Source organism: Flavobacterium sp. Root186, from assembly GCF_001428525.1.
Classification (GTDB): Bacteria; Bacteroidota; Bacteroidia; order Flavobacteriales; family Flavobacteriaceae; genus Flavobacterium.
Genome location: NZ_LMHW01000001.1, coordinates 586561 through 611443, shown reverse-complemented (window position 1 = coordinate 611443; position 24883 = coordinate 586561). Strand labels below are relative to the sequence as shown.

At 35.1% G+C, this 24883-nt stretch carries 13 protein-coding genes; all 13 read left to right on the top strand.

All coding sequences use genetic code 11. The annotated features are described in order from the left end of the window. Nucleotides 1-185: 185 nt before the first annotated feature. The 13 genes from ASD98_RS02240 (at nt 186) to ASD98_RS02180 (ending at nt 24866) form a co-directional block, all read left to right on the top strand. The gene (locus ASD98_RS02240) at nt 186-1328 is read left to right on the top strand and encodes an acyltransferase family protein (RefSeq protein ID WP_056199531.1); all 1143 of its coding nucleotides are present in this window, start codon (nt 186-188) and stop codon (nt 1326-1328) included. A gap of 57 nt (nt 1329-1385) precedes the next feature. Beyond that, the gene (locus ASD98_RS02235) at nt 1386-3023 is read left to right on the top strand and encodes a sodium/sugar symporter (protein WP_056199529.1); all 1638 of its coding nucleotides are present in this window, start codon (nt 1386-1388) and stop codon (nt 3021-3023) included. Nucleotides 3024-3183: 160 nt separating this feature from the next. Next, entirely contained in the window at nt 3184-4713 is a 1530-nt protein-coding gene (locus ASD98_RS02230; protein WP_056199525.1) for a glycoside hydrolase family 28 protein, read from the top strand. 241 nt (nt 4714-4954) lie between these two features. After that, complete coding sequence (locus ASD98_RS02225) at nt 4955-6394, top strand: glycoside hydrolase family 28 protein (RefSeq protein WP_056199523.1); 1440 nt, start codon at nt 4955-4957, stop codon at nt 6392-6394. A 20-nt stretch (nt 6395-6414) separates the two neighbouring features. Further along, nucleotides 6415-8391, top strand: coding sequence for an alpha-L-arabinofuranosidase C-terminal domain-containing protein (locus ASD98_RS02220; protein ID WP_056199521.1), 1977 nt, complete (start codon nt 6415-6417; stop codon nt 8389-8391). Nucleotides 8392-8438: 47 nt separating this feature from the next. Continuing rightward, complete coding sequence (locus ASD98_RS02215) at nt 8439-10910, top strand: glycoside hydrolase N-terminal domain-containing protein (RefSeq protein WP_056199518.1); 2472 nt, start codon at nt 8439-8441, stop codon at nt 10908-10910. Nucleotides 10911-11142: 232 nt separating this feature from the next. Beyond that, nucleotides 11143-13881, top strand: a complete 2739-nt coding sequence (locus tag ASD98_RS02210; protein ID WP_056199516.1) for a substrate-binding domain-containing protein — start codon at nt 11143-11145, stop codon at nt 13879-13881. A 230-nt stretch (nt 13882-14111) separates the two neighbouring features. Next, nucleotides 14112-15470: a sugar porter family MFS transporter gene (locus tag ASD98_RS02205; protein WP_056199512.1), complete on the top strand. Its 1359-nt coding sequence runs from the start codon at nt 14112-14114 to the stop codon at nt 15468-15470. Continuing rightward, nucleotides 15433-17040 carry a glycoside hydrolase family 32 protein gene (locus tag ASD98_RS02200; RefSeq protein ID WP_056199507.1) on the top strand — a complete coding sequence of 536 codons (1608 nt, stop codon included), beginning with the start codon at nt 15433-15435 and terminating at the stop codon, nt 17038-17040. Before ASD98_RS02205 ends, ASD98_RS02200 begins: the two co-directional genes overlap by 38 nt. 18 nt (nt 17041-17058) lie before the next feature. Further along, a complete protein-coding gene (locus tag ASD98_RS02195; protein ID WP_056199504.1) occupies nt 17059-20163 on the top strand; it encodes a TonB-dependent receptor in 3105 nt (1034 codons plus the stop codon). A 21-nt stretch (nt 20164-20184) separates the two neighbouring features. Continuing rightward, nucleotides 20185-21876 (top strand): RagB/SusD family nutrient uptake outer membrane protein, encoded by a 1692-nt coding sequence (locus ASD98_RS02190; protein ID WP_056199501.1) that lies wholly within the window; start codon nt 20185-20187, stop codon nt 21874-21876. Between the two features lie 20 nt (nt 21877-21896). Next, a complete protein-coding gene (locus ASD98_RS02185) occupies nt 21897-23294 on the top strand; it encodes a DUF4960 domain-containing protein (RefSeq protein WP_056199497.1) in 1398 nt (465 codons plus the stop codon). A 21-nt stretch (nt 23295-23315) separates the two neighbouring features. Next, complete coding sequence (locus ASD98_RS02180; RefSeq protein ID WP_056199494.1) at nt 23316-24866, top strand: glycoside hydrolase family 32 protein; 1551 nt, start codon at nt 23316-23318, stop codon at nt 24864-24866. Nucleotides 24867-24883 lie beyond the last annotated feature (17 nt).

Genomic DNA, 24883 nt, shown 5'->3' with positions numbered 1-24883 from the left:
CAGTTCTTTAGTATTCAGTTTTTTAGCATTAGTGTTCAGTGATCAGTTTTAGTAGGGGTTTCCACTAAGACTGACCACTAAAAAACTGATCACTGAATACTTAAAACTGACCACTAAAAATCTGACCACTGAATACTAAGCATGAATACTAAAAAAACTATCAACCGACCACTGAATACTAAAAAATGAGTAACACTACAAAAGAAAGATTAATTTCTTTAGATGCGCTTCGCGGATTTGTTATGTTTTGGATTATGAGCGGAGAACATATCATTCATGCTCTGGCAAAAGCAGCGCCAATTCCTGTTTTTATCTGGATGTCATCGCAACTGCATCATGCGGAATGGGATGGGATTACATTTTATGATATGATTTTTCCTGTTTTTCTGTTTGTGGCAGGAGTTTCAATGCCGTATTCTTTTGAAAAGAAAATGCAGCTTGCCGGTGTAAAAACGCCACAAGAATTACCAAGTAATGAAAAGCGAAAAATATACGTATCAATGCTCAGGAGAACCTGTATTTTACTGGTTTTAGGTTTTGTGGTAAATGGATTATTGCGATTCGATGGTTTTGATCATACCCGTTTTGCAAGTGTTTTAGGAAGAATTGGAGTGGCTTGGTTTTTTGCCGGAATTATCTTTTTGAATTTTGATTTTAAAAAACAATTAATCTGGTTCTTCGGTATTTTGATTGGCTATTACGCCGCAATGAAATGGATTCCCGTACCCGATTTTGGTGCAGGAGTTTTAACCAAAGAAGGATCATTAGAAGGATATATTGACCGTTTGCTTTTGCCTGGCAGACTACACAGCACCGTTTATGATCCAGAAGGAATATTTTCTACAATACCTGCTATTGCTACAGCTTTATTGGGAGTTTTTACAGGAACGTTCTTAAAAGCAAAATGCCCTTTTTCTATAAAAGTAAAATTGCTTTTAATGGCCTTGACAGGGGTTGTTCTGATTCTGGCAGGATTAATATGGGATATTAATTTTCCAATCAATAAACATTTATGGACGAGTTCATTTGTATGTTTTGTCGGCGGATTTAGTATTTTGTTTTTTGTCTTTTTTTATTTGATAATTGATTTGTTTGGATTTCATAAATGGGCATTCCCTTTAATCTTAATCGGTTCAAACTCTATTTTAATTTACATCGCTGCCGAAGGTTTAATCGATTTTAAACATACAGCAGATTATGTTTTTGGTGGACTTATACATTTTCTGCCGCTCATTTGGCAGCCAGTTTTTGCAGCGTTGTCGGTAACCACTGTGCAGCTTATTTTACTTTATTTTCTATATAAAAGAAAATGGTTTCTGAAAATTTAAGAGACATGAAGCTTTAAAATACATTTTACTATCTAACCACACAATAACCACACAATTATGAATGTATTACAAACCGCAGATTACATTGTTTTCTTTATTTACTTTGTCATAGTTACGGCTTATGGAATGTATATTTACAGAAGCAAGAAAACCGTAGCGACTAGTTCCAATGAATATTTTTTGGCTGAAGGATCACTTACCTGGTGGGCAATTGGAGCATCGCTGATCGCTTCTAATATTTCAGCAGAACATTTTATCGGTATGAGTGGTTCGGGTTTCGCCATCGGATTGGCCATTGCTTCTTACGAATGGATGTCTGCTGCCACATTAATTATCGTGGCGATGTTTATTTTACCCATCTATCTTAAAAACAAGATATTTACCATGCCGCAGTTTCTGGCCAAAAGATACAGCGGAACAGTAAGTACAATTATGGCAATTATCTGGCTTTTAATCTATGTGTTTGTAAATCTTACGTCTATCATTTATTTAGGTGCTTTGGCTATTTCATCAATTGCTCCTGTAAGCTTTCAGTTTTGCGTTATTGCGCTAAGTTTATTTTCGGTTATTGTTACTTTAGGCGGAATGAAAGTAATAGGATATACCGATATGTTTCAGGTTATAGTATTAATTATTGGAGGATTAGTAACCACTTATTTGGCATTGACTTTACTTTCAGATCAGTTTGGTTTTGGAAAAGATATTTTAAAAGGACTGTCTATCATTGCTGATGAAGCGCCGGGACATTTACATATGATCTTAGAAAAATCAAATCCGCATTATACTGAACTGCCGGGAATGTCTGTTTTGATTGGCGGTATGTTAATCAATAATCTGGCGTATTGGGGATGCAATCAATATATTGTACAGCGAGCTTTAGGAGCCGATTTAAAAACAGCCCGAAAAGGAATTCTATTTGCTGCTTTTCTAAAATTATTAGTTCCAATAATTGCTGTTTTACCGGGTATTGCGATGTTCGTCATGCATTCCAACGGAATGTTTCAACAGGAAATGGTAGATGCCACAGGAGTTTTAAAACCTGATCAGGCGTATCCAACTTTAATGAATTTACTTCCTGCAGGATTAAAAGGCGTGGCTCTTGCCGCTTTGACTGCAGCAATCGTAGCTTCTTTGGCAGGAAAAGCCAATAGTATTTCGACTATTTTTTCTTTAGATATTTATAAAAAATATTTCAATTCACAGGCATCAGAAAAAAAACTGGTACGTACCGGAAGATGGTGTGTGGTGGTTTGTATGATTATCGCAGCAATCGTAGCGCCGGCATTAAAATCATTAGATCAGGCCTATCAATTTATACAAGAATATGTGGGTTTCTTTTCACCTGGTGTTTTAGCGGTTTTCTTACTGGGAATGTTCTGGAAAAAAACAACACCATCAGCAGGACTTGCAGGCGCATTGTTAACAGTGCCGCTTGCCGCTATATTGAAATTCCTGCCAATGTGGACAGATGGCGCTTTTCCTGATTATCCTTTCTTAGACCGAATGACTATTGTTTTCTTCTTAATTGTGTTTATCATGGTGGGTATCAGTCTGGCAAAACCAGTTTCTGAAGAAGAAGCTGAACTACATAAAATAGAAGTCGATAATTCGATGTTTAAAGTGTCTTCAGAATTTATTGTAGGTTCATTTATTATCTGCGGAATATTAGTGGCTTTATATACCGTTTTTTGGTAATTTTTATTTTGCCACAAAGACACAAAGGCTCAAAGTTTATTTAAAAAGAATAAATTGAAAATTGCTTGCAAAGGATTGAAGGCGCAAAGTTTATTGAAAGAAACTGTAGAGAAAAAAGCTTAGCGACTTAGTGTCTTTGTGGCATAAAAAACAAAAAGAAATGAAAAAGAAATCTATAATCGCGATCCTAATTTTTTGTATTTCCTTAACCGTTTCGGCGCAAAAGATATTTGACATTAAAAAATATGGCGCTGTCGGAGATGGTAAAACTTTAAATACAAAAGCAATTCAAAAAGCGATTGATGCGGCCAAAAAAAATAAAGGCGGAAGAGTTGTTTTTTCTAAAGGAAAATTTCTATCAGGAAGCATAGTCCTGAAAAGCGGAGTGGAATTGTTTTTTGAAGAAGGAGCAATTTTGTTAGGAAGCACCAATCCAGATGATTATCCTAAATTTGAAGGAATAAGAGCTTTGATTGTAGCTAATGAATCCAAAAACATTGCGGTAAACGGAAAGGGAATTATAGACGGACAAGGAAGAGAACTGGCATTAGCAATCGATAGTCTGCATCATACAGGAATTCGAATTGATCCAAAATACAATTACAGAAGAATGCGCCCTGAAGATGGAAGAGGAAAGCTGATTTCGTTTGTGAAATGCGATTCTATAACCATGATCAATATCACATTAAAAAACAGCCCAGGCTGGGTGCAGTGTTTTACCGAATGCAAAAATATTGTAATTGATGCTATGAAAGTCAATAGTACCGCTTATTGGAACAATGACGGAATCGATGTTAACGGATGTGAAAATGTTCGAATTACAAACTGCAATGTAAACGCTGCAGATGATGGCATTTGTATAAAATCGGAGTCGCCGGGATTGCAGAATAATAATATTTACATTGCCAACTGCAGGATTAGATCAAGTGCCAATGCAGTTAAATTTGGTACAGGTTCTTACGGCAGTTTCAAAAACGTAAGTGTTGAAAACATAGAGGTTTATGATACTTTTAGATCGGCAATCGCGATTGAATCTGTAGATGGAGCTGAAATTGAGAATATTAAAGTTTTAAATATTACGGCCGTAAATACAGGAAATGCAATATTAATTCGTTTAGGTCACAGAAATGGAGATAAGCCGGGTTATATCAAAAATGTATCTATTAAAAATGTAAAAGTACAGGTTCCTTTTGGTCGTCCAGATATTGATTATGATTTGCGCGGACCAGAAGTTGATTATTTTCATAATCCGTTTCCGGCTTCTATTGTGGGAATTCCGGGGCATTTGATAGAAAATGTGACTTTAGAAAATATTGAAATTACATATCCGGGAAGAGCTTCAAAAGGAATGGCATATCATCCTTTAAGCAGATTAAAAGATGTAAAAGAAAATATAAACGGTTATCCCGAATTTAGCATGTTTGGAGAATTACCTTCCTGGGGATTTTATGTGCGTCATGTAAACGGAATCGAAATGAAGAATATAAAACTTATTTTAGAGAAAGAAGATTTTCGTCCGGCTTTTGTTTTTGATGATGTAAAAAATCTGACAATGAAAGCTATTGATATTCCTTCAGACAAAACTAACCAGATTATTTTTAAAGATGTTTCATCAAGCAATTTAGACAGTGAATCTTTAAAAAGAAAAATAGAACCAGAACAAAATAAATTTGAATTGCCTGCGCATTGAAATTTTGCCACAAAGGTGCAAAGACGCAAAGTTTTTTTGCCACAGATTGTAAATTTTGTTTCACGCAGATTAAAAAAAGATTTAAGCAGATTCTAATGATATTTCAAAAAAATCTAACTAAATCTGCAATATCTGCGTGAAACAAAAAACTTAGCGACTCTGCGACTTTGCGAGATTAAAAAAATAAATCAAAAACTTTGCGTAGACTATCTTAAACAAGGTTTTTAATAAATAAAATGAAATGAAAAAGAAATCTATAATCGCGATCCTAATTTTTTGTCTTTCGTTAACCGTTTCGGCTCAAAAAGTATATGATGTAAAAAAATACGGAGCCAAAGGAGACGGAAAAACCAATGATGCCGCGGCCATTCAAAAAGCAATTGATGCCTGTACGAAAACGGGCGGAAGAGTTTTAATTCCGGCACCATTTACCTTTTTAGCCGGACCAATTGATGTAAAATCCAAAGTAGATCTTCATATCGAAGCCGGAGCGAAATTATTGGCAAGCCCGGATGAAAAATTATACACAAAAAGTGCTTTTAGAACTAATCCGGGAGAAGGAACGATTTGGATTGGAGGAGAAAATGTAGAGGATTTTACCATTAGCGGAAGCGGAAAAATAGACGGAAATGGAATTTCTTTTATGGGTGAGGAATTAGAAGATTCTTATGTTTTAAAACCTTTTAATGTTCTGGATCCGCGACCACACGTATTGACGATTATTGGAGGAAAAAACATCAGAATCAAAGATGTTCATATAGGAAATTCAGCGTATTGGACCATTCATTTGGTTGGCTGTAATGATATTGTAATCAGCGGCATTACATTGTTGAACAGCTTAAAAGTGCGTAATAGTGACGGTATCGATTTGGATCATTCTAAAAATGTGAGAATCAGCGATTGTTATATCGAAAGTGGTGATGATTGCATTTGTTTAAAAAACAGAAGAGAATTTGAAGAATTTGGAGCTTGCGAAAATATTACGGTTACCAATTGCACGATGACGAGCAGCAGCTGTGCTATTAAAATTGGTTCAGAAAATATGGATGCGATTAGACAAGTGGTTTTCAATAATTGTATCATTAAAAACAGCAATCGCGCTTTGGGAATTCAAAATAGAGATGAAGGAACAGTAAGCGATGTTATTTTCTCTAATATCATTATTGAAGGTAAATTGACTACAGACACTTGGTGGGGAAAAGCAGAACCCATTTATGTAACGGCTTTTAGCAGAGCAAAAGGAAATCATAAAGATGCCAACTGGCGTTTTCCAAAAGGAGCGACAGAAGGAAAAGTAGGAGAAATAAAGAATATTTATTTCTCTAATATTCAATGCACAGGAGAAAATGGTGTGTTTGTAAGCGGTGAATCTAAAGATAAAATCAAGAATATTGTTTTTGACAATGTGAGTGTTTTTATTGATAAAACAACTTCTTTTCCTGGAGGAGTGTATGACAGACGTCCTTCTAATGTAGAAGGTTTTGTAAAAGGAAGTACTTCGGGATTCTATTTTGATTCGGCAGAACGCATTAAAGTGCAGAATTGTACGGTACAATGGGGAAAAAACAAACCGGAATATTTTAAATACGCAGTCGAAAGTAAAAATGTAGATGATTTAATTGTAACAAATTTAGACGGACAATCAGCTTTTCCTGCTAAATTAGAGGCAGTAAAAAAATAATTTCTTCCATTCCAGAACTTATGAAAAATAATATCCTTACCAGATTTATCATTTGCGGTATACTTTTAAGCAGTTTTTACGTAAATGCTCAAAAAACAATTTTAGAAGTTGATGCGAAAACCATTACCAAAATTCAGCCAACCATGTTCGGTTTGTTTTTTGAAGATATCAATTTTGCTGCTGATGGAGGATTATATGCCGAATTGATTAAGAACAGATCTTTTGAATTTGATAAACCTTTGATGGGATGGGAGCAGCCCAATACCAAAAGATCTTCTTTGAATAAGGAATCGGGGAGTGCAGCACCAATTAAAATTGAAGCGAATAATACTGTTTTTTGCAGAGTGGAAATTAATAGTGCTAAAGGTTACGCTTTAATAAATGAAGGCTTCAGAGGAATGGGAGGCAAAAAGGATGCAAAATATAACCTTTCATTAAAAGCGGCTAATCACAATTTAGCAATCCAAAAGATTATCATTCAGCTTATTGACAAAGATCAAAAAGTAATTGGAGAAACGAACATTGTTCCAAAATCAGAGCAATGGACGAATTATACTTCATCAATTACAGCAACTCAAACGGAAGCAAAAGCAAAGTTGAAAATAACTTTTGAAGGAACAGGAACGATAGATTTAGATATGATTTCGCTTTTTCCGGAAGATACATGGAAGAACAGAAAAAACGGTCTTCGAAAAGATTTGGTACAGCTTTTATATGATATGAAACCGGGATTTTTACGTTTTCCCGGAGGTTGTATTGTAGAAGGAAGAACATTGTCTGATCGTTACCAATGGAAAAAATCGGTTGGAAATGTAGACGATAGAGAAACAAAGATGAATCGTTGGAATGTGGAATTCAGCCATAAACAAACTCCAGATTATTTTCAAAGTTTTGGTTTAGGTTTTTTTGAATATTTCCAGCTTTCAGAAGATATTGGAGCAGAACCATTGCCTATTTTAAGCTGTGGAATGGCCTGTCAATACAATACTGGTGAATTGGCTCCAATAAACGAACTCGATCCTTATGTACAGGATGCTTTAGATTTAATCGAATTTGCCAATGGCACCGTTACGGCGACTTGGGGAAAAATCCGTTCAGATATGGGACATCCAAAACCATTTAATCTAAAATATATTGGAGTTGGAAACGAGCAATGGGGACCAGATTATATTGACAGATACAAAGTTTTTGAAAAAGCAATTAAGGCAAAATATCCCAATATCATAATTGTCTCAGGAAGCGGACCTTCGCCAGACGGAGAACATTTTGATTTTGCGATGGAAGAGCTTAAAAAACTAAATGCAGAATTGGTAGACGAGCATTATTATAAAAGTCCACAATGGTTTAGAGAAAACGCGGGTCGTTATGATAACTACGACAGAAAAGGTCCAAAAATATTTGCAGGAGAATATGCTGCGCAAAGTGTTTCAGGAGCAAATCCGAATAACAGAAATAATTGGGAATGTGCTTTTTCTGAAGCCGCTTTTATGACTGGTTTAGAGAGAAATGCAGAAGTAGTTCATTTAACCTCTTACGCACCTTTAATGGCGCACGAAGATGCCTGGCAGTGGACACCTGATATGATTTGGTTCAATAATCTTGAATCTTACGGTTCAGCCAATTACTATGTTCAGCAGTTATTTTCAACTAATAAAGGAACAGATTTGTTAAGTATTACCAAAGATGGAAAAGCTTTAACGGGACAAAATAGTTTATATGCTTCTGCAGTAAAAGATGTGAATAGCAAAGAAATAATTGTGAAATTGGTAAATACAGCTACAACAGCACAAGATATCAGCATTGATTTAAAAGGAGCAAAATTAGGATCAAAAGGCACGATTACTAGACTTGCAAGCTCAAATACACAAGATGAAAATACTTTTGCAGATCCGAAAAAGATAACGCCAAAACAAAGTGATTACAAAATAACAAAAGGGAGTCAGCAATTAAATCTTCCTGCTTATTCGGTGACTGTTTTAAAACTCAAAATGATTTAATTATTTAATAAATTTAGAATATTATTTCAACCTAAAATTAAAAATGCATGTTGTACAATTCTCTAAAAAAAAGCTTTTTTCTGCTATTTATAATAACAGGATTTTCTTCCTATGCGCAGCAGGATTTAAAATTGCAATATAAGCAGCCTGCGGTTGAATGGACAGAAGCTTTGCCTATAGGAAACGGTACACTCGGTGCAATGGTTTTTGGAAGAGTAGATTCTGAATTAATTCAGTTAAATGAAGCCACTTTGTGGAGCGGAGGACCTGTGGCGAAAAATGTAAATCCGGATGCTTTTAAAAATCTGGAGCTGATTAGGGAAGCACTTACGAATGAAGATTTTGAAAAAGCATATAATTTGACTAAAAACATGCAGGGTGCTTACAGCGAAAGTTTTATGCCGCTGGGAGATCTTATTTTAAATCAGAATTTTACCGGACAAAAAGCCGATTCTTATAACCGAAGTCTGGATATTGAAACAGGTTTAGCTGTAACCAATTTTAAAATTGACGGCGTAAATTATAAAAGAGAAATTTTTGCTTCGGCACCGGCGCAATGTATTGTAATTAAACTTTCGGCAGATCAGCTGAAAAAACTTTCAGTAACAATTGACGCTTCAAGTCTTTTAAGAAATCAAACATCAATACAAAATAAGTCATTGGTTTTAAAAGGAAAAGCACCATCGCATTCAGACCCAAATTATATTGATTACAATAAAGAACCTGTCATTTACGATGATGTAACAGGCTGTAGAGGAATGCGTTTTGAATTAATTATTAAGCCAGTTATAAAAGACGGAGAATTAAGTTCTGATGGAAATAAGCTGGTTATCAAAAATGCATCTGAAATAGTACTTTTCGTTTCTGCAGCAACCAGTTTTAACGGATTTGACAAATGCCCGGACAGTCAGGGAAAAGACGAACATAAATTGGCAGAAAGCCCAATTAAAAAAGCTGTTGGTAAAAAATACGAAAGTTTATTAAAAGAACATGTTGCAGATTTTCAGCATTTCTTTAACAGAGTTTCATTACAACTTAATCAAAAAGAAACCAATAAATCTAATCTGCCAACAGATACAAGATTAGAACAATATGCAAAAGGAGAAAAAGATGCCGGACTTGAAGCTTTATTTTTTCAATATGGGCGTTATTTATTAATTTCCTCTTCCCGTACTCACAATACGCCAGCCAATTTACAAGGTATTTGGAACAATAAACTCCGCGCGCCCTGGAGCAGTAATTATACAACAAATATTAATTTACAGATGAATTACTGGCCTGTAGAATCAGGAAGTTTGTCTGAATTGTTTTTTCCGCTTGACGAATTCATAAAAAACGTTTCTATAACAGGAGCTGAAACTGCCAAAAGTTATTATCATGCCAACGGATGGGTCTTGCATCATAATTCAGACATATGGGCAACAACAAATCCTGTGGGTGATTTTGGAAAAGGAGATCCAATGTGGGCAAACTGGTATATGGGTGCCAATTGGTTAAGTAGACATTTATGGGAACATTACCAATATACAGGCGATGTGGCCTATCTTAAAAAAGTATATCCAATCATAAAAGGCGCGGCAGAATTTAGTTTAGACTGGCTTCAAAAAGACAAAAATGGTTATTTGGTAACCATGCCATCGACATCACCGGAAAACAAATATTTTTATGATGGAAAAAAAGGAGGTGTTGTCACGACTGCTTCGACGATGGATATTGGAATCATAAAAGATGTATTTGAAAATACCATCGAAGCCTCTAAAGTGCTCAATACCGATTTAGAATTCAGACAAACGGTAAGCCAGGCTGCAGACAAATTACTTCCTTTTCAAATTGGCAGTAAAGGACAGCTTCAGGAATGGTATAAAGATTTTGAAGATGAAGATCCGCATCACAGACATACTTCTCATTTATATGCTTTACATCCTGCTAATTTAATTTCGCCTCTAAAAACTCCGGCATTAGCTGAAGCTGCAAAGAAAACATTAGAACTTCGCGGCGATGATGGTACCGGCTGGAGTCTGGCGTGGAAAGTAAATATGTGGGCAAGACTTTTAGATGGGAATCATGCTTATAGATTATTCAAAAACCAATTAAGATTAACAAAAGAAAATAATACAGAGTACAGTAGACATGGAGGATGTTATCCAAATCTTTTTGATGCTCATCCACCTTTTCAGATAGACGGAAATTTTGCCGGAACTGCAGGCGTTATTGAGATGTTAATGCAAAGTCAAAACAAAGAAATTCACCTGCTGCCCGCTCTTCCCGAGGCCTGGACAGACGGTGAAATAAAAGGTATTACGGCAAAAGGTAATTTTACTGTAGCTATAAAGTGGAATGATGGTAAAATGACTCAGGCAACAATTCTGTCTAATAATGGTGGTACATGTTCTGTAAGAGCTGAAATACCATTTGTAATTGAAAAGCTTAATATCAAAAGTGAGAAATCGTCTATAGGTTATTCTGCAGTATTTGAAACTAAAAAAGGAATGTCATATCTATTGATATCATCAAAATAGTTGACACAAATAATGTAATAGGTTTTAAATGAAAATGACTATTTTCATTTTTTTTTAGAACAGATATTTCACTTCTCATTTGTATGCATGAAATAAAAGTTTAATTTTACTTTTTAAACTATACACCCCTTCTTGCTTGTCATTACAAAATAATCCTTCCTAATTATTTGACAAGTTTGATTAAAGAATGCATTTTTAAGTGCTTATTTTTTATTACGTAACTCAAAATTTCATGTATCAATTTGTAAAATATATTTTGATGCTTTTTTTGGCATCCTTAAGTTTATATTCCTGTAAACAAAAACAGGGAGACAAAATCAAGGTCGGATTTTCTCAGGCCATGACTACTGACGATTGGCGCAAACAAATGAACAGCTCCATAAAAATTGAAGCTTCATTACGACCAGAAGTCGATTTAAAAATTAGTGATGCCAATAATAATATCGAGAAGCAAATCGAAGATATCGAAAGATTTATTTCTAATAAAGTAGATGTTATTATTGTATCTCCAATTCAATCTAAACCTTTAACGGCAGTTGTAGAGAAATCGATAAAAGCAGGAATCCCGGTTCTTGTAGTTGATAGAAAAATTGATGGCGAAAATTATACGGCTTATCTAGGAGCTGATAACATAGAAATTGGCAGAATTGCCGCTCGATATATTATCTCACACAGCAAAGGTTCTGGTAAAATCATCGAAATTACCGGAGCAAATGGTTCATCGCCAGCATATGAACGTAGTCTGGGGTTTGATCAGATCATAAATGAAAACAAGCGTTTCAAAGTCGAAAACACCATTCATGGCAATTGGGAGGGAGAGTCGGTTAAAGCTCCTTTAAAAGCAATTCTTTTGCAAAATCCAGACATTGAATACATTTTTGCCCATAACGATCGTATGGCTTTAAGTGCTTGGGAAACTGCCAAAACAGTTGGACTGGAAAAGAAAATTAAATTTATAGGCGTTGATGGACTTAATACTGTTAATGGCGGGATAGAATTGGTAAAAGGTGATGTTTTAGATGGAACTATTTTATATCCAACAGGAGGAAACGAAGCATTGAAACTGGCTCTGAAAATGTATAATAAAGAACCAATTTCTAAAAATAATATTCTCAATACAATTGTGATTGATCAAAATAACGCTGAAATTATCGAAAACCAAATGGATAAAGTCGATCAGCAACAATTGGTTATTGAGACACAACAAGGAGCGATAAAAGTACAGGAAAGAGAATATGCTTCGCAGAACAATTTGGTTCGTCTGCTTAGTTTTTTCTTAGTTATTATTTTGAGTTTGACCATTTATAGTATCTATTCGACAATTTCTATTTCAAGAAAGAAAAAACAGCTCGAAAGAATTAATCAAACTGTAATTGATCAGAATAATGAAATTCAGGAAATGGCAAAGATTGCTGAAAGAAGCAATGAAGCCAAATTAAATTTCTTTACAGGACTTTCGCACGAATTTAAAACGCCCATAACTTTGATTATGAGTTATGTAGAGTCGTTAATTGAAAATGAAAAAATTAAAGGAACTGCACTTATTGATGAGGTAAAACTGATTCATAAAAATTCGAATAGATTGTTGCGTTTAATAAATCAGTTGTTGGATTTTAGAAAAATTGAAGAACAGAAATTTACACTGAGAGCTTCAAATACAAAGATTTATGATTTTACAAACGAAGTAATGACCAATTTTAAAGGCGAAGCTGCCCGCAGAAATATTGATTTTCAGCTTACTTGCAAAAACAAAAATCTGGAGTTATTTATCGATAAAGGTTTGATGGATAAAGTGTATTTCAATTTACTTTCTAACGCCTTTAAATTTACACCTGATAATGGAAAAGTCACTATTTTGATTGTCGAAAATCAAGATAATACAGTTAAAATCAGTTTTAAAGATTCAGGAATCGGGATACCTGAAAATGAATTGTCTAATGTTTTTAATCCGTTTTTTAGGGCTTCAAACAATAATAAAAACAGCTCAGGAATCGGACTTCATTTATCTAAAGAATTTGTGCTTTTGCATCAGGGAACAATCGAGTTAAAATCGAAACAGGGAAGCGAATTTGTCATTACTTTATTAAAAGGAAACAGTCATTTGCAGCCATCTGAAATTATAAATAAAGCTGAAAAACTAAATACAATTCCAAATTTAATAACAGATAATCTTGATATTGAATCTGATATAAATGAAGCAAACCTGATTTCTGACTCAGAAAAACACACGCTTTTGATTATAGAAGACAATATAGATTTGGTAACATTTTTAAAAGCTAAATTATCGAATGAATATGTCGTTCATACTTCTGACGGAAGCGATGCTATTCAAAAAGCAGTGGAAATTGTTCCGGATGTCATCATTTGCGACATCAATTTAGTTGACAAAGATGGCTATGAAATTAGTAAAGAATTGAAGAAGGATTTACGTTCGTCGCATATTCCAATCATTATATTAACGGCGCAAAGTAACAAAGAATCTGTCTTGAAAGGATTGCAAAGCGGCGTTGATCAGTATCTTACGAAGCCGTTTAGCCTTTCGATTTTAAAACAATCCATTTCGGGTTTGCTTTTCAACAGAGAGAAACTTCGTTATTATTATACCAATAATATTTATCGTGTTGAGCCAGAATCTAAATTTGGAAATCAGGAACAGTCCTTTATTACCAAAATGAATGATATTATTAAGATAAATGTTGAAAATCCCAAATTTTCTGTTGAAGATTTATCAGATAAACTGGGAGTTTCCAGAGTTCAGTTGTATCGAAAGGTAAAAGCTATTATCGGAATTAATATCAGCGATCATATTAATAATGTAAAATTAGAGAAAGCGGCAGAGCTTTTAAAGTCCAATAACATGAATATTTCTGAAATTGCATACTCGCTTGGATTCTCTTCTCCAAACTATTTTTCTACAGCTTTTAAGAATAAATTTGGAATTTCACCAAAGGAATACAAATCATCCAATTGATATTGGTTTAAAATTGATACAAATCAGGTATCAATTTTAAACCTTATGTAACAAAATCGAAACTACACGGTTTTCGTAAATAAATTTTAAAACGTGTAAAGCCTTGTAAATAAAGGTTTTGTTGTTTAAGTATCAAACTATCAATATTTATAGAATTAAATTGTAACATCATTAAAAATAAGTTGTTTTTTTTGCGGATATCTTAGCGATAAGTTTTTAATACATCTACAATGAACAAGATATTGATTTGGTCTGTTACTGCTGCACTGGCAGGTTTTCTATTCGGTTTTGACACCGTAGTTATTTCTGGAGCTGATAAACAATTACAGCTTCTTTGGCATTCTTCTGATGCTTTCCATGGATCTGTTGTTATGGCAATGGCACTTTGGGGAACGGTTGTAGGTGCTATTTTTGGAGGAATCCCAACCAATAAAATAGGTCGTAAAAAAACACTATTCTGGATCGGGATCTTATATTTCATTTCAGCTGTAGGTGCTGCTTTTGCAAATGATCCGTTTGTATTTGCTGCTTTCAGATTTATTGGAGGTTTAGGTGTTGGTGCTTCAACCATTGCTGCTCCGGCTTATGTTTCTGAAATTGCTCCGGCTGACAAACGCGGACGCTTGGTCGCTTTGTATCAGTTTAATATTGTATTGGGAATTTTAATTGCCTTTATATCCAATTACTTTTTAAAAGATGTTGGAGAAAACGCCTGGCGCTGGATGGTTGGAGTTCAGGCTATTCCTTCTTTCATTTATATTCTTTTTATACTTACAATTCCAGAAAGCCCAAGATGGTTATTATCTAAAAACCGTGATGAAGAAGCGCGTAAAGTGTTGTTTCAAATAGATCCGACTGCAAATCTAAAAGACATCATGGACGATTCAAGAGAAAATGGTGTTACCAAACACGAAAATATCTTCATGAAAAAATACCGTTTCCCGTTAATGCTGGCTTTTTTAATTGCATTTTTTAATCAGTTTTCAGGAATCAATGCCTTTTTATATTATGCACCCAGAATTTTTGAAGAAGCAGGTTTAGGACAAAACACCGCTTTATTGAGCAGTATCGGAATTGGGATTACGAATCTTATATTTACTTTAATCGGTGTAGCATTAATTGACAAATTAGGAAGAAAGTTGTTAATGTACATTGGTTCTGTTGGATATATTATTTCTTTAGGATTGGTCTCTGCTTCATTTTACTTTAATTGGGGAGGTTTATCTGTGCCTATTTTCCTTTTCTTATTTATTGCTTCTCACGCCATTGGTCAGGGAGCTGTAATCTGGGTTTTTATCTCAGAAATTTTTCCAAATCACATTCGTGCTTCGGGACAGGCTTTTGGAAGTTCAGTGCATTGGGTTTTGGCAGCAATTATTCCATCTTTAATTCCGATGTTGTTTTCAGAAATAGGTCCGGAGGTCGTATTCTTAATTTTTACATTAATGATGGTGCTGCAGTTACTGTTTGTAATTTTTATAATGCCGGAAACTAAAGGAATTTCTTTAGAAGTATTAAGTGAAAATCTAACCAAAAAAAATATCAAAAAAAATGAAATCAAAGAAACATCTACCGCTGGCATTTTATAGTGCTGCACTCCTTTTAGTAGGAGGTTTAAAACCATATTCAGCTGTTGCACAAACGACTAATGTTTCGGTATCAACTTCTACTGAAGAACAAATGTATCGTCCTAATTTTCATTTTACATCAAAAAAAGGATGGATGAATGACCCTAACGGAATGTTCTATGCAAATGGATATTATCATTTATTCTATCAGCATTATCCTGATGGAAATAAATGGGGACCAATGCATTGGGGACATGCAGTCAGCAAAGATTTAATTAAATGGGATGAACAGCCTATTGCGATTTATCCTGACAAAGACAAGTACATATTTTCAGGAAGTGCTGTTGTAGATTCAAACAATACTTCGGGTTTAGGAACGGGAAAAACGGCTCCGATTGTGGTAATTTATACGCTGCATGATATGACCAAAGAAAAAGAAAATAAAATTGATGTTGAGCAGCAGGATATTGCTTATTCTAACGATAATGGTTTTACATGGCAGAAATTTGAGGAAGGAAATCCTGTCGTGAAAAACCCTGGAATTCGTGATTTTCGTGATCCAAAAGCGACTTGGGATGAAGTCCATAAACAATGGATATTGGTTTTGGCAGCTCAGGACCGATCTCAGTTTTACAAATCGAAAGATCTTAAAAACTGGCAATATTTATCTGATTTTGGCAAAAATATCGGTGCTCACGGAGGTGTTTGGGAATGTCCGGATTTCTTTCAGATAAAAGTTAAAGGAACCAATGAAACCAAATGGGTTTTGATTCAGAGTTTAAATCCGGGTGGCGCTAACGGAGGTTCCGGAACGCAATATTTTATTGGAGATTTTGATGGAACGACTTTTACATTAGATGCAAATTTTGCCAAAAGAGTAGAACAGGAAAAAGCGGTTTGGATCGATTACGGAAAAGACAATTATGCAGGAGTAACCTGGAATAATGTTCCAAGTGCCGACGGACGTCGATTATTTATCGGATGGATGTCTAACTGGGATTATGCACAAGAAGTTCCCACTTATGCCTGGAGAAGCAGTACTACAATTGCCCGTGAAATTCAGTTAATCAAAAAAGGAACTGACTACAGTCTGGTTAGCAATCCGGTAAAAGAAATCAATAAATATGTTTCTAAAACCATCAAAGGAAAAAACCTTAAAGGAAAAGGAAAACTTTCGATTCCTGAAGCAGGAAAAATTGATTTAACTCAGGCAATTGTCAATTTTAATTTAAAAAACTTAAAACAGGATACCTACACTTTTACACTTTCAAACGCAGCCGGAGAATCTTTGACTTTTGGGATCAATAATTCAGATCATTATTTATTTCTGGACCGTTCAAAGTCAGGAAAAAATGATTTCTCAGAAAAATTTGCCGCAACGGTTACTAAAGCAGCTTTAGATGGAAATCAAAAAGAAGGTGTTTTTAAAATCATTTTAGACAAAACCTCTATTGAAATATTTTACAATAATGGCGAAAAAGTAATCACCGAAATCTTTTTCACAAACCAGCCATTTACATCTCTGTCGGTTTCTTCAAACGAAGGAATTGAACTGAGTAATCTTGTACTTGACCAATTAAATATAAACTAACTAAAAACCACTAACCTCATGAAAAGTAAAATTATTTATTTTCTATTTTTCTTCTTTCCAATGCTGATTATGACAGCACAGGAAAGCGGAATTAAAGGAAAGGTAATTTCGTCAGATGACGGAATGCCGCTTCCGGGAGCAACTGTAACAATCTCTGGTACAAATACCAGTACAGCGACAGATTTTGATGGAAATTTTTCTTTCCAGGAAATCAATTCAGACGCCATAATTGTTGTTTCTTTTATCGGATTTACACCGCAATCGATTTCTGTTAAAGGACAAAAAACACTCACTATAATTTTAAAACTCGATAACAATCAATTGAATGAAGTTGTCGTAACAGGATATTCAAAACAAAAGAAAACAGATATTACCGGAGCCGTTGCTGTTGTAAACATGAAGGAAGTCATGAAACAGCCGGAACCCAACCCAATTAAAGCGCTGCAAGGAAGAGTAGCGGGGGTGAAAGTTTCGTCTGACGGATCTCCGAGTGGAGGAAATACAAAAGTAGTAATTCGTGGTGTAGGAACTTTAAACAACACAGATCCACTTTATGTAATTGATGGAATGCCAACTAAATCTGGAATGCACGAATTGAACCCGAATGATATTGAAACGATTCAGGTTTTAAAAGATGCTTCTTCGGCAAGTATTTATGGTTCTCGCGCCTCAAACGGTGTAATTATCATTACAACTAAAAAAGGAAAAGAAGGTAAGATGAGAATCAATTTTAGTACTTATACTTCTATTTCTGATTATTCAAGAAAGCAGGAAGTATTGAATGCAAATCAATTTGGTCAGGCTTTATGGCAGGCAAATATTAACGACGGATTAAACCCAAATAATAATAACCTGCGTTACCAGTTTGACTGGTCTGTAAATAATAACAAACCGCAGTTAAACAAAGTTTTAGTTCCTGAATATTTAGATGCAAATCAAACGTTGAAATCATCTAATACAGATTGGTACGATGCGATTTCACAAACCGGTATTGCAGAATCTTATGATTTATCGGTTTCAAATGCATCAGAGAGAGGAAATTATGTTTTTTCTTTGGGCTATTATGGAAACGAAGGTGTTGTAAAAACTACAGATTTCGAAAGAATTTCGGCCAGAATGAATGGTTCTTACAAATATTTTGATGGCAAATTAGTTATTGGAGAAAACTTTAGTTTCAATCGTACCAATGAAGTTACAGATCCTGGTGTTTTAGATCCTGCGCTTCGTGCTTTACCAATAATTCCAGTACATACTGTTGATGGAAAAGGTTGGGGCGGACCAGTTGGAGGAATGAATGACAGACAAAATCCGGTGCGGCTTTTAGAATATAATAAAGATAATAAATATGATTATTTACGTCTTTTTGGAAATATGTATGCCGATTTAGAGATCATTAAAAATCTTCATATCAAAAGTAGTTTTGGTATCGATTACGGGTTTTATAAAAAACGCACTTTGCAAAGAAGTTACCAGTCTGGTTATTTGCAAAACGATCAAACGTCGGTTACAATTGATCAATCGGTAAGTGATAAATGGACTTGGACAAACACGGCGATTTACAGTTTAAATTTCGGAAAAAGCAATTTGAATTTAATGGCAGGAACCGAGATGTACAAAGATATGTTCGATACAACTACTTTGCGTAAAAACGATTTCTTGATCGAAACGCCAGATTATATGTATCCTGATGCAGGAACAGGAGAATCTTTTACAAGCGGAACCTCAACAGTATATTCATTGCTATCTTATTTTGGAAAAGCAGATTATGAGTTTGATAATCGTTATTTGCTTTCGGCTACAATTCGTCGCGATGGTTCGTCTCGTTTTGGTAAAAATAATCAATTCGGAACCTTTCCGGCAATTTCTGCGGGATGGAGAATCAGCAATGAAAACTTCATAAAAAATAATGCTCCGGTTTTCTCTGATTTAAAGCTGCGTGCAGGATGGGGACAAACCGGAAATCAGGAAATTAGTAATACAGCTGTTTATAGTCTTTATTTGGCAAGTTATGCGGGCGGAAGCCCAACTTGGGCTACTTCTTTTGGTACAGCTTACGATATTGCAGGAAACGGAAACGGTCTGCTTCCATCTGGTTTTATTGCAACACAATCTGGTAATGATGATTTAAAATGGGAAACAACCACGCAAACTAACATTGGTCTTGATTTTGGGTTATTCAAGCAAAAATTAAGCGGATCTGTTGATTATTATATCAAAAAAACAGAAGACATCTTGGTTTTACCACCTTATTTAGGAGTAATTGGTGAAGGTGGAAATCGCTGGGTAAACGGAGCTTCAATGGAAAATGAAGGTTGGGAATTTACTTTAGGATATCATGATGAAACTTCGTTTGGATTAAAATATGACATTTCTGCTAATGTTTCGGCAAACAAAAACAAGATTACACAATTGCCGGATGAAGTAAAAAATAATTATGGTGGAGACGGGTTAAACGATAATATTTTAGGCCGACCAATCAATTCTATGTACGGTTATGTGGCTGACGGATTGTTTAAAAACCAGGATGAAGTAGACAACTCGGCCAATCAGGAAGGAAAAGGGCTTGGGAGAATTCGTTACAAAGATTTAAATGGAGATGGAGCCATTACGGATAAAGATCGTACTTGGATTGGGAACCCAAATCCAGGTTTGCTTTACGGATTTAATTTAGGATTAGGATATAAAAATTGGGATTTCACCACTTTCTGGGAAGGAGCAAGTGATGTTGATGTGATTAACAATACAAAATACCAAACTGATTTTTGGAGTGTTGATGATGTAGGTTCTAATAAAGGAACACGTTTGTTAAACGCGTGGTCTTTGGATAATCCAAATTCTACAATTCCAGCTTTAACAACTGTAGATAGAAATGCAGAATCAAGATTTTCAACTTATTATGTAGAAAACGGAAACTATCTTAAACTGCGCGTTTTACAATTTGGCTACAGTCTGCCAAAAGATTTATTGAAAAGAATAGGTTTTGAAAGCTTTAGATTTTACATCAGCGGGCAAAATTTATTGATCATTGATGCTAAAAGTTTCACAGGCATAGATCCTGAAAACGCAGGATTTGGATATCCGCAGCCAACCACTTTTACGGCTGGGCTTAATTTTACATTATAATAAAAGTTTAAATCTAAAGACATGAAAAAAATACTATATATAGCAGGATTTTTAGTGATGGGAATCATCACTTCCTGTTCAGATTTTCTTGAAAATGATCCTCGTGGTGTTCTATCAGAAGAAGATATTGTAACACCAGAATCAGTAGAAGGGTTTATGAATGCAGCCTATGCGCAATTAGGAAATGACCATTATGATTCCCCATACAGTTTGTGGCCATTTGGAAATGTTCGTTCTGATGATGCTTATAAAGGTGGAAGCGGAACTAACGATATTCAGGATTTTCACTTTTTTGAAGTTTCTAATAATATCAGACCAGATTTTGGCGAATTAGATTCTTTTTGGTACATCAGTTATGTTGGAGTTTCCAGAGCCAATAAAGCTTTGAAAGCCTTAGAACAAATTTCTGAAGCTGATTATCCGTTGAAAAAAACACGTATGGCTGAAATGCGTTTTTTAAGAGGACATTTTTATTTTATGCTGAAAATTATGTTCAGAAATGTTCCTTATATCACAGAAGATATTCCGATAGAAGATTATAAAACGATCTCAAACAAAACACTTACAAACGAAGAACTTTGGGATAAAATAGCCGAAGATTTTCAGGCTGCAGCCGATAATCTGCCAGAAACACAGCTACAAGTTGGGCGTGCAACTAAAAAAGCTGCTTACGCTTATTTAGCCAAAACGCGTTTGTATCAGGCATATACGCAGGACGAAACATTTGCAGTTACAGGAATCAATCAGCAGCATTTGCAGGAAGTTATTGCTGCGACTGATAAAGTAATTGGGAAAGCAAGTTTAGAACCTGATTTTGCCAATAACTTTTTGCCGGGAACCTATGAAAACGGAGCAGAATCGATTTTTTCTATTCAATTTTCAGACAACGATGGAACTTTATACGGAAGATTAAATTTCTCTGATGTTCTTTCAACTCCACAAGGTTTAGGATGCTGCGATTTTCATAAACCAAGCCAAAATTTAGTAAATGCTTTTAAAACAGGTGTCGATGGCTTGCCGGAATTTGACACTTATAATAATCAGGATTTTGATTATAAAAATATAGATGCCAATACGGTTGACCCAAGATTGTATCACACCGTTGCAATGCCAGGTTTGCCTTATAAATATGATCCGGAGTTTTTATATGTTGAAGCTTGGGTAAGATCTCCGGGAACATACGGATATTTTGCATCATTAAAAGAAAACGTGGCTCCAAGCTGCAGTTGTGTGGTAAATATTGACCCATTCTATGGAAATTCAAAAAACAGAATTCAAATTCGTTATGCCGATGTTATTTTAATGCGTGCCGAAGCTCTGATTGAATTAGGAAGACAAACAGAAGCTTTACCATTAATTAATCAAATTAGAGAAAGAGCGGCTCAAAGTACAGGAAGACTTCCGTATGTGAGCAACTTTAAAATCAACACTTATGTTGATGGAGTGAATTGCAACTGGACACAAGAGTTTGCCCGTAAAGCTATGCGTTGGGAACGCCGCTTAGAATTGGCCATGGAAGGAAATCGTTTCTTTGATTTAGTTCGCTGGGGCGTTACAGATCAGGTATTGAATGATTTTTATGCAGGAGAAAAAACAAAACGCACTTATTATCAAGATGCCTTTTTTGATGCTCATAAAGAAGAGTATTGCCCCATTCCGTTGAAACAAATTAATTTCAGTCAAGGATTATACAAACAAAATCCAGGTTATTAATCTATTTTAAGAACATCAATATGAGAAAATTTATATATAAAAACTGGACCAAAGTGTCTTTGATATTGGCATTGATTTATATGGTTTCTGCTTGTGAAAATAGCTTTGAAAATGACGGTTTTGATGTCAATTCACCTTCTAATGTTTCTTCTTTTAAAATAAAAGGAATAACAGGCGAAATTGATCAGAAAACAGGGAAAATTAGCATAACAATGCCTTACGGCTCAGATATTACAGCGGTAACTCCCGAGGTTGTTTTACAAGAAGGGGCAATATCAAATCTAGATGTAACAACGCCAATTAACTTTACAAATCCGATAAAGTTTAGAGTTACAAATGGTAATTTATACAAAGATTATACAGTAACAACGATTGTGTTAAGCCCAATTAAGACTTTTAAAATTAATGGAGTTGTGGCTACTGTGAATGACATAAGTAAAACTATTACAATGACATTGCCAGAGGGAACTAATTTAACAGCATTACAACCGGTTATCGAAGTAACAGAAGGAGTTTCTATTTTACCGGCTTCAGGAGCAGTAATTGATTTTAGTAATCCGGTAACTTTTGTGGTAACGTCTAACGGAAAAAGCGTGAATTATACCGCTAATGTAGGAGTGCCAGTAACAGGTTTAGTAGTGGCGTTTTTAGGAACTGCCGAAACCAGAGCGGAAATTACCAATATAGATGAAATCACAGCTGCCGATTGGTTCTTTTCCACTTTTAGCGGAGCTAAATATATTTCATTTGGCAGTATTGAAAACGGTGTCGATTTAAGTGATGTTGATGTAATCTGGTGGCATTTTGATTCTGCAGTCAATTTACCGGCAATTGCCTATAAACCTGCCGTCACTACAGCTCTAAAGAATTTCAGAGCTAACGGAGGGAATTTACTTTTGACTTCTTTTGCCTCTCAATATGTAGATGCTTTAGGAATTGTTCCTTCAGGAAAAGGGCCAAATAACGTTTTTGGAGATTTTCCTCCAAACGGATTTGTAGATGGCAACTCTTGGGGAATGTCATTTAAAGGGCATGAAAATCATCCCATTTTTGAAGGTTTAACAACTTATGAAACTGGAAAAGCGAATCTATTGCAAAGCGGAACTTTCAGACTAAACCATACCGCATGGTGGTTTGTACCGGAATGGGGAGGTTATGTTAATGGGGAAGGCTGGAGAAACCAAACAGGTGGAACCAATTTAGCCAGTGAGGCCTGGGATAATAATCTTGACGGAAGAGTTACCATTGCAGAATTTCCAAACACTACAGCCAATAAAAATGTGGTAGTAATTTCGATGGGAGCCTATGACTGGTATAATGAAACCAATAGCAGTGGTGTACCAAGCCAGGCTAATGAATTCATTAATAATATTAAGCTTTTGACACAAAATAGCATCAATTATTTAGCTAAAAAATAATTTACTCTGAATTCAATTAAAATGAAATACAAAAATACAATAATGATGGCTTCCATTTTCTTGTCACTTGCGTCATGCAGTCAGGAAGATACTTATGTTGGAGGTTCAATATCGGGAGGCAATTCAGAGATAACTAGTATTTATCCTGTTCCGCCCTCACAATGGATGGGGGCAGACGATCCCTATTACAGTGCAGGTTATACAGGCGATATTATGCCATTTTTTGATAACGGAAAATTCCATATTTATTTTCTTCATGATGCGCAGAATAAACCTGCTGGAAAAGGTTTTCACGATATTCATGAATATATAAGTACTGATTTGGTTCATTTTACCTATGAAGGGCAAATGATTCCATTCGGAAAAACTACTGATCCTGATTTTGCCATTGGCACAGGGTCAGTAGTAAAAGTGGGTAATCTTTATTGCTTTTATTACACCGGGCACAATGAAACACCGGCTTTTGTGCAATCAAATGCCAGAGAAAGTGTATTGTGTGCTACTAGTACTGATTTAAAAAATTGGACAAAAGTACCTTCATTTAAAATTACTGCACCAGCCGGATATTATAATTATGATTTTAGAGATCCGCATGTGTTTTACAATGAGGAGCTGAAAAAGTATTCGATGTTGGTAAGTACGCAGACAGAAGGAAGAAAAGCAGTTTTATTGCATTTTACAAGTGCAGATCCGGCTTCAGGAAAGTGGGATGTTCAAACCCCAATTTATGCCACAACTCCGCAAGAAAATTATTTAATGATGGAATGTGCCGATATTTTTAAAATGGGAAATTACTGGTATTTGATGTTTTCTGAAAACTGGAGCGGAAATAAAGGAACGCATTACAGAATGGCAGCATCTATTAACGGTCCTTGGACAACGCCAGAAAATGATATTATTGACGGAGAATATTTTTATGCCGGAAAAACAGCTTCGGATGGAGGTAAAAGATATGTTTTTGGATGGAATGCCAGAAAAACACCAGAAAATGATCTCGGAAATAAAGATTGGGCTGGAAATATGGTTATTCACGAGTTGATACAAAATTCTGACGGAACTTTAGGAACTCAGGCTCCTCAAAAAGTAAAAGATTTATTTTCTAAAAAGATAACTGCTGAGGTTGATAAAATATCAGAGAATGTAACAATTAATAACGGAAATTATACTTTATCTGGTGTAACAAATAAAGCACTAGCAACATTTAAATCTATAGGTAAAAAAGCAAAGATAACAGCTGAGGTAACTCTTGGAAATGCAAATGGTATTTCAGGATTTGTTTTTCATACCAATGATTCCGGAAGTTATTATAAGATTGTTTTTGATATAACGAAAGGGAAAATCATCGGATATAATTCTGCGTCACAAGAAGTAACCCGAATTCCTTTTCAATTTCAAACAAATACAAAATATGCTGTTGAAATAATTACTGAGGGAAGTGTTGTTGTACTTTACATTAACGGAAAAGCGGCTTTGACAAACCGTATTTACGGAAGAGACAAGAATAAATGGGGATTAATTGCTGAAGGACAAAATACAGTAATTTCAAATCTCCAGATTACACAACCAGAATAAACATTAATATAAAATAA